This window comes from Cupriavidus sp. 8B (assembly GCF_054589115.1).
The window spans coordinates 82,557-93,187 of sequence record NZ_BAAILO010000258.1 but is presented as its reverse complement, the minus strand read 5'-3'; the positions used below and the strand labels follow the sequence as shown (position 1 = coordinate 93,187).

11 protein-coding genes and 1 pseudogene are annotated in these 10,631 nt (G+C 67.2%); 9 read left to right on the top strand and 3 right to left on the bottom strand.

The annotated features are described in order from the left end of the window. Positions 1–394, top strand: a pseudogene (locus ACYP5B_RS25415) (methyl-accepting chemotaxis protein); the annotation flags it as partial. A 94-nt stretch (positions 395–488) separates the two neighbouring features. On the opposite strand, the gene ACYP5B_RS25410 reads toward ACYP5B_RS25415, so the two are convergent. Beyond that, positions 489–779 carry a hypothetical protein gene (locus ACYP5B_RS25410; protein WP_459571528.1) on the bottom strand — a complete coding sequence of 97 codons (291 nt, stop codon included), beginning with the start codon at positions 777–779 and terminating at the stop codon, positions 489–491. On the opposite strand from ACYP5B_RS25410, the gene ACYP5B_RS25405 reads away from it, so the two are divergent. Then, positions 769–2,253, top strand: a complete 1,485-nt coding sequence (locus ACYP5B_RS25405) for an MDR family MFS transporter (protein ID WP_459571527.1) — start codon at positions 769–771, stop codon at positions 2,251–2,253. The two genes, ACYP5B_RS25410 and ACYP5B_RS25405, sit on opposite strands and share 11 nt — an antisense overlap. A 40-nt stretch (positions 2,254–2,293) precedes the next feature. On the opposite strand, the gene ACYP5B_RS25400 is transcribed toward ACYP5B_RS25405, so the two are convergent. Then, positions 2,294–2,635, bottom strand: coding sequence for a DUF190 domain-containing protein (locus ACYP5B_RS25400; protein WP_318234077.1), 342 nt, complete (start codon positions 2,633–2,635; stop codon positions 2,294–2,296). A 257-nt stretch (positions 2,636–2,892) separates the two neighbouring features. Between ACYP5B_RS25400 and ACYP5B_RS25395 the strand changes: the two genes are divergently transcribed. Continuing rightward, complete coding sequence (locus ACYP5B_RS25395; RefSeq protein ID WP_459571526.1) at positions 2,893–3,912, top strand: Bug family tripartite tricarboxylate transporter substrate binding protein; 1,020 nt, start codon at positions 2,893–2,895, stop codon at positions 3,910–3,912. An 82-nt stretch (positions 3,913–3,994) separates the two neighbouring features. Here ACYP5B_RS25395 and ACYP5B_RS25390 read toward each other — a convergent pair whose 3' ends face one another. Further along, entirely contained in the window at positions 3,995–4,513 is a 519-nt protein-coding gene (locus ACYP5B_RS25390) for a MarR family winged helix-turn-helix transcriptional regulator (RefSeq protein ID WP_400102845.1), read from the bottom strand. A gap of 136 nt (positions 4,514–4,649) precedes the next feature. On the opposite strand from ACYP5B_RS25390, the gene badH reads away from it, so the two are divergent. The 6 genes from badH (at position 4,650) to ACYP5B_RS25360 (ending at position 10,545) form a co-directional block, all read left to right on the top strand. Beyond that, entirely contained in the window at positions 4,650–5,417 is a 768-nt protein-coding gene (gene badH, locus ACYP5B_RS25385; protein ID WP_459571525.1) for a 2-hydroxycyclohexanecarboxyl-CoA dehydrogenase, read from the top strand. A 59-nt stretch (positions 5,418–5,476) separates the two neighbouring features. After that, positions 5,477–6,259, top strand: a complete 783-nt coding sequence (badI, locus tag ACYP5B_RS25380) for a 2-ketocyclohexanecarboxyl-CoA hydrolase (protein WP_400102846.1) — start codon at positions 5,477–5,479, stop codon at positions 6,257–6,259. Between the two features lie 90 nt (positions 6,260–6,349). Continuing rightward, positions 6,350–7,501, top strand: coding sequence for a cyclohexanecarboxyl-CoA dehydrogenase (gene aliB / locus ACYP5B_RS25375; RefSeq protein ID WP_459571523.1), 1,152 nt, complete (start codon positions 6,350–6,352; stop codon positions 7,499–7,501). Positions 7,502–7,593: 92 nt separating this feature from the next. After that, positions 7,594–9,246: a cyclohexanecarboxylate-CoA ligase gene (aliA, locus tag ACYP5B_RS25370; RefSeq protein ID WP_459571522.1), complete on the top strand. Its 1,653-nt coding sequence runs from the start codon at positions 7,594–7,596 to the stop codon at positions 9,244–9,246. A gap of 13 nt (positions 9,247–9,259) precedes the next feature. Then, positions 9,260–10,036, top strand: coding sequence for an enoyl-CoA hydratase (locus ACYP5B_RS25365; RefSeq protein ID WP_459571521.1), 777 nt, complete (start codon positions 9,260–9,262; stop codon positions 10,034–10,036). A gap of 197 nt (positions 10,037–10,233) precedes the next feature. Continuing rightward, the gene (locus ACYP5B_RS25360) at positions 10,234–10,545 is read left to right on the top strand and encodes an amino acid ABC transporter permease (protein WP_318237370.1); all 312 of its coding nucleotides are present in this window, start codon (positions 10,234–10,236) and stop codon (positions 10,543–10,545) included. Positions 10,546–10,631: the final 86 nt, after the last annotated feature.

Here is a 10,631-nt window from a genome sequence, read left to right as displayed (position 1 = left end):
CCACCCCCCCCCCCCGGCCCGCCAGGCGACGGCTCGCCCGGCCTTGGCCAAGCCCGCGGCACCGGCCGCTCGTGCAGTCCAGGCCGCACCTGCCGCACCTGCCGCACCGGCCGCGCGAGTGGCATCGGCAACCGCCGCCAAGCCGGCGGCTCGCCCGGCCGCCGCGGCGCCGCGTGCCGGTACCGTGCGCACCGGCCGCGAGCCCGTGCTGCCCAGCAAGGCCCGCGCACCGGTGGTGCGTCAGGTCCGCGAGCCCGTGTTGTCGTCCAAATCGCTGCCCGCCGCCCGCCTGGCCAGGCCAGTTGCGGTGGCAGCGCCAGCGGCGCGCCGTGCCGCGCGCACGCCGGCTGCCGGCAGCCTGGCCGTGGCAGGCGGCGACTGGGAATCCTTTTGAGTCCGGCTGCGTCGCCATTAGCGCGACGCAGCAGCGTTCAGGTTCGGAGCCCGGCAAGCCAGCCGGGGGCGGCTGCAAGGCGGAAGGCTTAGGCCTACAATAGCGCCCTTGTATACAAAAACAGACAGGAGCGATGCGGCCCGTTTGCGGCGGCATTGCACTCCATGTCCCACGCCGTGCGTTCTCTCTCCCTCCAGCCCATGACCGCCGTCTCCATGTCGCCGTTTCCGGCAGCTTCAGCTCCGCCATCCTCCCCCCAGCCCCCAGCGACCGCGATCGCTTCCGTCACGTCCGATTCCTTCTCGGCGGCAGACCATGCCGGCAAGACTGGCAACGCAGCATCCGGCCCGCCGGCGGTGCCGCCGGTGCCGGTGATGCAGGTCATCTTCGGGCTGATGCTGGCCATCCTGCTGGGGGCGCTGGAGCAATCGATCGTGGCCGTGGTGCTGCCGGAGATCGCGCTCCAGCTCAACGGTTTTGAAGAAATGGCCTGGGTGGTCTCGGCCTACCTGGTGGCCTCCACGGTGGTGACGCCGATCTACGGCAAATTGTCCGACCTGCTCGGGCGGCGCTCCGTGCTGTCGTTTGCCATCGTGCTGTTCTTCCTGGCCTCGGTGGCTTGCGCGCTGGCGCAGACCATGCCGCAACTGATCATCGCGCGCATCCTGCAAGGGCTGGGCGGCGGGGGCCTGATCTCGGTGTCGCAAGCCACGATCGCCGATGTGGTGCCGCTGCGTGACCGTGGCCGCTACCAGGGCTATGTGAGCGGGGTATGGGCCGTGGCCAGCATGGCGGGTCCGGTGATCGGTGGCTACCTGGCGCACTACCTGTCGTGGCGCTGGATTTTCTGGATCAACCTGCCGCTGGCGCTGATCGCGCTGCTGGTGGTGCGCCGCGCGCTCAAGCACCTGCCTGCGGGCGGGCGGCGCCATCGCATCGACTACCTTGGCGCGCTGCTGTTCGGTGGCGGCCTGACCGGCGTGCTGGTCTTCCTGACCCGGCTCGGGCAGGGGCAGTCGGCTGCCACGCCGCAGACGCTTGGCCTGCTGGTGGCCGGGCTGGTGGCCATGGTGCTGTTCGTATGGCAGGAGCGCCGGGTAGCCGATCCGATGATCCCGCTGGCCATGCTGCGCGTGCCGACGGTCACGATCTGCTGCATCACGCTGTTTCTGTGCTTTTTCCAGTTGATCGCCATGTCCGTGCTGTTGCCGCTGCGTTTCCAGGTGGTGGGCGGCGTGCAGGCCGACACCGCCGCGCTGCGGCTGGTGCCGCTGACGCTGGCCATCCCGTTCGGCGCGTTCTTCTCGGGCCGCTTGATGTCTTGGAGCGGCCGCTATAAGCCACTGCAGCTGGTGGGCTCGCTGGTCGCGCCGTTGGCGATCGTCGCACTGGCGTTCGTCGATCCGCATGCGGTAGTGTTGACCGCGCTGGTGATGGTGATCCTCGGCCTGGCCATCGGGCTGCAGTTGCCCAGCGGGCTGGTCGCCACGCAGAACGCGGTGCCCGCGCACCAGGTAGGCGTGGCCACGGCGCTGACCGCCTTCTCGCGCATGCTCGGCGGTGCCGTCGGCGTGGCAGTGCTGACTACGGTGCTGATAGCGCTGCTGCGCCACAGCGGCATGGGCGCGGCGGAGCTGGCCGGCGGCGAGGACATCCTGATGAGCATGTTCCACCGCGCCATGGTGGGCGGCGATACGGCCGATGCGGGTGCGGTGCGCGCGGCGGCCGAGGTGGCGTTCCGCACCTTGTTCCTGCTCAGCGCCGCCGTGTCGCTGGTGGCGCCCTTCCTGGTCGCGCGTTTGCCGGAGGCCACGCTGCGTGGCAGCACCAGCACCAGCGTGGCGGCCAGCATGGATTGACGAAGGTTGACGGGGCGCACTGGCCGCGCTGCCGGCCAGGTCAGGGGCTCTGCGCCCCTGGCGCGCTGCTTTTCCCCAGGAAGCCGAACTCCACCGGCGTCTTGGCGTAGAACACCTGGATGTCTTCCAGGGCGAGGCGGTCGAACAGCCGCTGCACTTCCTCCTCCGTGGCAATCACGGTGATCTCCTCCGGCCGGTCGGCCAGCTCCAGGAAATGCCAGGTATGAAAGCGGCGGTCATGGCCGATGCCTTCAGCCGCCACCATATGCGTGGCGCCGCGGATCTGCAGTTCGCGCAGGATTTGCAGCAGCCAGTGGGATAGCTGCTTGCCGTGATGGCGGCGGTTTTCGATGGTGAACAGGGTGAGCTGGAAGCCTTGCACGGCAGCCTCCTTTCTTGCCCCCGTTGCAGCGGTGTTCGCGTGCCGCGGATGCGGCATGGACGGCGTGCGCCTGACAGGGTGGCGTCTTCAGTGTAGGCGCGATACCTGCGCACCCAAAAACCAAGGGATTACCCTAGTCTCATTCCCTAAGAGGACCGGCTATATTTCCTTTTGTTTCAATAGCGATCTTTGGTTTTATATATGAAACATAAGCCAGGAGATCACTCTCATTACGCCAACCCCCTAGCAGGCCCCCAGTGCGACATCCGAAGTCCGAAACCAACATCAGGCGTGCCCTGCGCGGGCCTGCCATTGCCTGCCTCGCGCTCGCCAGCCTGTGGGTTGGCGCGGCACCGGTGGCCCGGGCCGCGCAACCCGTCTCCGCCTGCAGCGCGCTGCGCATCGTTGTGCCATTTCCGGCAGCCGGCCCGGCCGACCTGCTCGCGCGCACGCTCGCGCAGGGTTTGCACCAGCGCCGTGGGCTTACCGTGGTGGTGGAAAACAAGCCCGGGGCCAACGGCAATATCGGCATCGACGCGGTGCGCCGCGCGGCGGGCGACGGCTGCACCTTGCTGGTGGCGCCCGCCGGCAACCTGACCATCAACCCCACGCTGTTCCCGGCGCTGTCCTACAACGTGGAGCGGGACTTCCGCCCCGTCTCGCTGCTGGCGAGCTCGCCCAATGTGCTGGCGGTGCATCCTTCCGTGCGCGCCAACACCGTGCAGGAACTGGTGGCGCTGGCCCAGCGCGCCAATCCGCCGCTTGGCTATGCCAGCCCCGGCGTAGGCAGCGGCCTGCACCTGGCCGGCGAGCTGTTCCGCCAGCAGACCGGCATCGCGCTGCTGCATGTGCCTTACAAAGGCACCACGCAGGCGCTCAACGATGTGGTGGGCGGGCAGGTGCCGATCCTGTTCGGCACGCTGCCCACGCTGGCGCCGTTTATCCGCTCCGGCGCGTTGCGCGCGCTGGCTGTGACCCAGGCCACGCGCTCGCCCGCCGCGCCCGCGATTCCGTCGCTGGCGGAGCAGGGCGTGCGCGGCATCGAGGTCAGCTCGTGGTACGCGCTGCTGGTGCCGCACGCCACGCCGGCCCCGGTGGTGGACGCGCTCCATGCCGATGTGCGCGAAGTCTTCGGCGGCAAGGCTTTGCGTGAGGAACTGGCGCGGCAGGGCATGGAGCCGGCTGCCGGCACGCCCGATGCGCTCGCCACGCGCATCCGCCAGGAAACCGCGGGCTGGGCCGAACTGATTCGCGCGCGCGGCATCAAGGCTGAATAAGGCCACAGTGCAATAACGTAATAGCGCAATAGCGCAAGCCGGCTCTGGCAGCCGGCTTGCGTCGCCCCTCACGCGCGACTCCTCACTCTCGCGCATCCTCCCCCGCGGGGCCTTCGGCATCCAGCCCCTTCATGTTCTCCAGCAGCTTGAGCAGGTAGTGCAGCGTGTGGGTAATGTCGCTGGTTGAAAAATCGGTCAGCGCTCGCTCGTAGTAATCCCGGATCTTGGGCTGGGCCAGGCGCAGCCACACATGGCGCCCGGTCTCCGTCATGGTGACCAGCCGCGAGCGCCGGTCGCGCCCGTCGGGCGCCATGCTCAGGTGGCCGTCGCGCTCCATGCGGCTGATCAGCCCCGACAGGTTCTGCCGGCTCACCATCAGGTAGCGCGCCAGGTCTCCCACGCTCATGCCATCGGCCGCCTGTGGCCGCGACAGCGCGCCCAGCACGGCCCACTGCTGCGTCGTCAGGCCTTCGGCCTCGACCGCCCTCGACCCCGTTTTATGCAACATATTTGCACATTGGTACAGGCGAAAGAACAACCTGTTTGCCATTTCCATGCGTGCCGCCGGGGCAAGATCATCATCAAAATCGGGGTTAACCATCATAAATTCCTGAGTAGCCACACTTGCATTGGTCCAGCTGCCAGCCTAGTATACGTCAATATATTTACATATTTAATCGCTGGAGCGCGACGCATCAGCCGCACGATAGCACCCTGGACCACGAAAGGAGAACACTGTGCAAAGACTTGAAGGCAAGACGGTCATCGTGACCGGTGGTGGTGGCGGCATCGGCGGGGCAGCCTGCCGGCGCTTTGCGCGCGAGGGCGCCGCCGTGGCCGTGCTCGACCTGAACCTGGCGGCAGCGCAGCAGGTAGCCGCCCGCATCCGCGAAGACGGCGGCCGCGCCGAGGCGTTCCAGTGCGACATCACGGACCGCGCCAGCGTGGATGCCGCCGTGGCGGCCACCACCAGCCAGCTCGGCCCCATCGATGTGCTGGTCAACAACGCAGGCTGGGACGTGTTCAAGCCGTTCACCAAGACCGAGCCGGCGCAATGGGACCGCCTGATCGCCATCAACCTGACCGGCGCGCTGCACATGCACCACGCGGTACTGCCCGGCATGGTGGAGCGCAAGCGCGGGCGCATCGTCAACATCGCCTCCGACGCGGCGCGGGTGGGCTCGTCCGGCGAGGCGGTCTACGCGGCCTGCAAGGGCGGCCTGGTGGCGTTCTCCAAGACCATCGCGCGCGAGCACGCCCGCCACGGCATCACCGTCAACGTGGTATGCCCCGGCCCGACCGATACCGCATTGTTCGAGGATTACAAGCAAGGTGCCGGCAACCCGGAAAAGCTGATCGAGGCCTTCACCCGCTCGATCCCGCTGGGCCGCATCGGCCAGCCGGAGGACCTGCCCGGCGCGATCCTGTTCTTTGCCAGCGACGACGCGGCGTTTATCACCGGCCAGGTGCTGAGCGTGTCGGGCGGCCTGACCATGAACGGCTGAATGCAACTGCAGCAATTGGAGCGATTGCAGCGATACCGACGACAACGGAGACAAAGACCATGAACTACGAAGACATCCTCTACGAAGTGCGCAACGGCGCGGCCTGGATCACCATCAACCGCCCGGAGAAGATGAATGCCTTTCGCGGGCGCACCTGCGACGAACTGATCCATGCCATCAACCGCGCGGGCTACGACCGGGAGATCGGCGCCATCGTGCTCGCCGGCGCCGGCGAAAAAGCCTTCTGCACCGGCGGCGACCAGTCCGCGCATGAAGGCCAGTACGATGGCCGCGGCACCATCGGCTTGCCGATGGAAGAGCTGCACAACGCTATCCGCGACGTGCCCAAGCCCGTCATCGCCCGCGTGCAAGGCTACGCCATCGGCGGCGGCAATGTCATCTGCACGATCTGCGACTTCACCATCGCCTCCGACAAGGCCGTGTTCGGGCAGGTTGGCCCCAAGGTCGGCTCGGTCGATCCTGGCTACGGCACCGCTTTCCTGGCGCGCGTTGTCGGCGAGAAAAAAGCGCGGGAGATCTGGTACATGTGCCGCCGCTATCCGGCCGCCGAAGCCCTCGCCATGGGCCTCGTCAACGCCGTTGTTCCCCATGAACAGCTCGATGCCGAAGTGCAGAAATGGTGCGACGAGATCATGGAGAAGAGCCCCACCGCGCTGGCCATCGCCAAGCGCTCGTTCAACATGGACACGGCCCATCAGAGCGGCATCGCCGGCATGGGCATGTACGCGCTCAAGCTCTATTACGACACCGAGGAATCGCGCGAGGGCGTGACCGCCTTCCAGGAAAAGCGCAAGCCCGATTTCCGCAAGTACGCGAAGTAAGCCGCCGTTGCCGCCGTTGCCATCATAGGCAACGCGGCCGCATGGCGCATCGCATCGGCGCGCCATGCGGCAAGACATCCTGGAGACGCCATGAACCCCTATCTCGACGAAGACCTGGTCGCGCTCGGCGACCATGCCCGCCGTTTCGCCACCGAACGTATCGCGCCCGGCTTCCTGGAGCGCGACCGCACCCGCGAACTTGACCGCGCGCTGATGCGCGAAATGGGCCAGATGGGCTTTATCGCCCCCGAGCTGCCCGAGCAATACGGCGGCCAGGGCCTGGGCTGCCTGGCGGCCGGCGTGATCCACGAAGAAGTGGCCCGCGCCGACCTGAGCCTTTCCTATATCAACCTGCTGGCTTCGCTGAACGGACAGATCCTGGCGCACCATGCGGTTCCGGAGATCGCGCGCCCGTGGCTGCAGCGCCTGACGCAGGGCGAAGCCCTGTTCGCCATCGCGCTGACCGAGCCGCGCGGCGGCTCGGACGCGGCCAACCTGCGCCTGCGCATGGAGCGCGATGGCAACCACTACGTGCTCAACGGCGAGAAGACCTCCATCTCCGCCGCCGACCAGGCCGACGCCGCGGTGGTGTTCGCGCGCAGCGGCGCTGTTGCGGCGGGTGCGCGCGGCGTCTCGGCGCTGCTGGTGCCAATGGACCTGCCTGGCATCACCACCAACCGCTTCGATTGCCACGGCCAGCGGGCCATCGGGCGCGGCTCGATCTTCTTCGAGAACGTGCGCGTGCCCGTCAGCCATCTGCTCGGCAAGGAAGGCGAGGGCTTTGTGCAGGTGATGCAGGGCTTCGATTTCTCCCGCGCGCTGATCGGCCTGCAGGTGCTGGCGGTGGCCAAGGCGAGCCTGGAAGAAACCTGGGAATACGTGGCCGAGCGCCAGGCCTTCGGCAAGCCGCTGGCCGCCTTCCAGGGCGTATCCCATCCGCTGGCGGATTTCGAGACGCAGGTGACTGCAGCGCGCCTGCTGTGCCTGCAGACGCTCTGGCTGAAGGACCGCAACCTGGCGCACACGGCCGAAGCCGCGATGTGCAAATGGTGGGCGCCAAAGCTGGCCTACGACGTGGTGCACCAGTGCCTGCTGTCGTTCGGCCACGGCGGCTACGACCGCGGCCCGCTGGAGCAGCGCCTGCGCGATGTGCTCGGCTTCCAGATCGGCGACGGCACGGCGCAGATCATGAAGACCATCATCGCGCGTACCCGCGCGGGCCGGGACGCGGTGCCGGCCTGATATCGCCAGCGAGCAAGCCCCGGACAGCAAGCCCCGGACAGCAAGCCCAGACAGCAAGCCTGACCAAAACGACAACAACGAGGAGACACGCCATGGAATTCGACGCCATCCTGCTGCCCCCGCGCCGCGCCGCCAGCGTTGCGCAAGGGCTCTGGCCCGAGCGCACCATCAACGATGCGCTGGACGACTGCGTGGCCCGTTGCCCCGACCAGGTCGCGCTGACCGCATTGCGGGTGGAAAGCGCCGCGACCACGCGCCTGACGTACCGGGAGCTGGCCGAGCGGGCCGGCCGCATCGCGGCGGGCCTCGCCAGGCTGGGCGTTGGCGCCAACGATGTAGTGTCCTGCCAGTTACCCAACTGGTGGGAGTTCACCGCGCTCTACCTCGCCTGCTCGCGCCTTGGCGCGGTGCTCAATCCGCTGATGCCGATCCTGCGCGAGCGTGAGCTGTCGTTCATGCTAAGGCATGCGTGCAGCAAGGTCGCGGTGATTCCAAAGCGCTTTCGCGGGTTTGACTACGAAGCCATGTTCGACGGCCTGCGCCAGGCGCTGCCTGACCTGCAGCACGTGGTCGTGATCGGCGGCGCCGGGCCCAATGCATTCGAGACGTTGCTGGCCGGCGCCGGCACGCAGGACGCGGCTACGGGCCCTCGCCCCGGCCCGGACGACATCACCCAGCTCATCTACACCTCCGGCACCACCGGCGCGCCGAAGGGCGTGCTGCATTCATCCAACACGCTCATGGCCAACATCGTCACGTACGCCGAACGCCTGCGCCTGGGTGCGGGCGACGTGATCCTGATGGCCTCGCCCATGGCGCACCAGACCGGCTTCATGTACGGCCTGATGATGCCGGTCATGCTGGGCGCGAGCGTGGTGCTGCAGGACACCTGGGAGCCGCGCAAGGCCGTGGCGCTGATCCGGCAGGAAGGCGTCACCTTCACCATGGCCTCCACGCCGTTCCTCACCGACCTGGCCCGCACGGTCACCGAGACCGGCGATGCCGTGCCCACGCTGCGCGCCTTCCTGTGCGCCGGCGCGCCCATCCCCGGCGCACTGGTGGAGCAGGCGCGCGGCGCGCTGGGCGCCAAGGTGATCTCCGCCTGGGGCATGTCGGAAATGGGCGCGGTGACCACCACGCGGCTTGAGGATGACGATGAGCGCGCCTCCAGCACCGACGGTTGCCCGTTGCCCGGCGTGGCGGTGCGCGTGGTCGACGTAGCGGGCGCGGCGTTGCCGGCCGGCGTCACCGGCCGCCTGCTGGTGCGCTCCTGCTCCAACTTTGGCGGCTACCTGCGTTGTGCGCACCTGAACGACACCGACGCCGACGGCTGGTTCGACACCGGCGACCTCGCCCGCATCGACGCGCGCGGCTACATCCGCATCGACGGCCGTAGCAAGGACGTCATCATCCGCGGCGGCGAGAACATCCCCGTGGTGGAAATCGAAACCGTGCTGTACCGGCACCCGGCCATCGCGCAGGTGGCCATCGTCGCCTATCCCGACGAACGCCTCGGCGAGCGTGCCTGCGCCTTCGTCGTGACGCGCGACGGCCACGCATTCGACATGGCCGCGATGGTGGACTTCCTCAAAGCGCAGAAGATGGCGGCGCAGTACATCCCCGAGCGGCTGGTCGTGCAGGACGCATTGCCGTCGACGCCGGCCGGCAAGATCCAGAAATTCAGGCTGCGGGAGCAACTTCGCGAGAGCGGGCAAGGGGAGGGTAAGTCCAATGCGCGTGCATGAAGAGACACCTGCGATGGAGGAGAACCTGGTCCTGCTGGAAATCGTCGGCCGCGTCGCCGTGATCCGCCTCAATCGTCCCCGGCAGATGAACGCGCTCAACGATGCGCTGATGGATGCGCTCGGCCTGGCACTGCTGGCCTGCGACGAAGACGACGGCATCGGCGCCATCGTGATCACCGGCAACCACAAGGCCTTTGCCGCCGGCGCCGACATCGCTGCCATGCGTGGCTGGGACTATATGGACGTGTTCAAGTCCAACTACATCACGCGCAACTGGGAGACGCTGCGCAACGTGCGCAAGCCGGTCATCGCCGCGGTGGCAGGCTACGCGCTTGGCGGCGGCTGCGAGCTGGCCATGGCCTGCGACATCCTGATCGCGGCGGACAACGCGGTGTTCGGCCTGCCGGAACTGAAGCTTGCGGTCATCCCCGGCGCGGGCGGCACGCAACGCCTGCCACGCGCCATCTCCAAGGCGAAGGCCATGGACATGTGCATGACGGCACGCAACATGGATGCGGCTGAGGCGGAGCGCAGCGGCCTTGCGTCGCGGGTGGTGGCTGCTGAGCGGCTGATGGACGAGGCGATGGCCGTGGCGCGGACCATTGCCGCCTTCTCATTGCCGTCGATGATGGCGGTGAAGGAGGCGGTCAACCGCGCCTACGAGTCATCGCTGTCCGAGGGGATCCTGTTCGAGCGCCGGCAGTTGCATGCGCTGTTTGCGACGGAGGATCTGAAAGAGGGGATGAATGCGTTTTTGGAGCGCAGGGCGGCATTGTTCAGGCATCGATAGTCGATATGTGGGTCTGCCAAGGCTGCACAAGGGGGGCCACGTCCGGCCCGCAATTGCCCCATTTTTTGGGGGAGAAATTTGAATATCAAGTCAACGGACGCTTAATACGATTCGTTTAGTGGAGAGCTGGCCAGTCAGGTTGGCTCAATGTTCGCGTTTTCACGGCTGCCCGGACGGTGGCCTTCCAAGGAAATGTCATGAAGAAGATTGTCGCTACCGCTTTCGCGCTGTGCCTTGGCGCAGCATCCATCGCCGCTCAGGCGCAAGGCACCGGCAAGGTCGATCCCTACACCCAGGGCGCCAAGGCTGGCAAAGCAGATCCGTACACCGATGGCGCCAAGGCTGGCAAGGCCGACCCCTATACCGACGGGGCCAAGGCCGGCGACAAGTTTGACCCGTACACCCAGGGTGCAAACAAGAGCTCGCGCGCCAACCTGACGGATTCGAAGGCGAAGAAGTCGCATAAGAAACATACCAAGAAGGCTGCGCCGGCAACTGCCGGGGCCTAAGCCGTCTCGCCTCGCGGCAGTTGGTGCCGTGTGCCTGGGAAAGCCCGCCAGACCAGCGGGCTCAGATTGCTGACAAAGGTCGATCT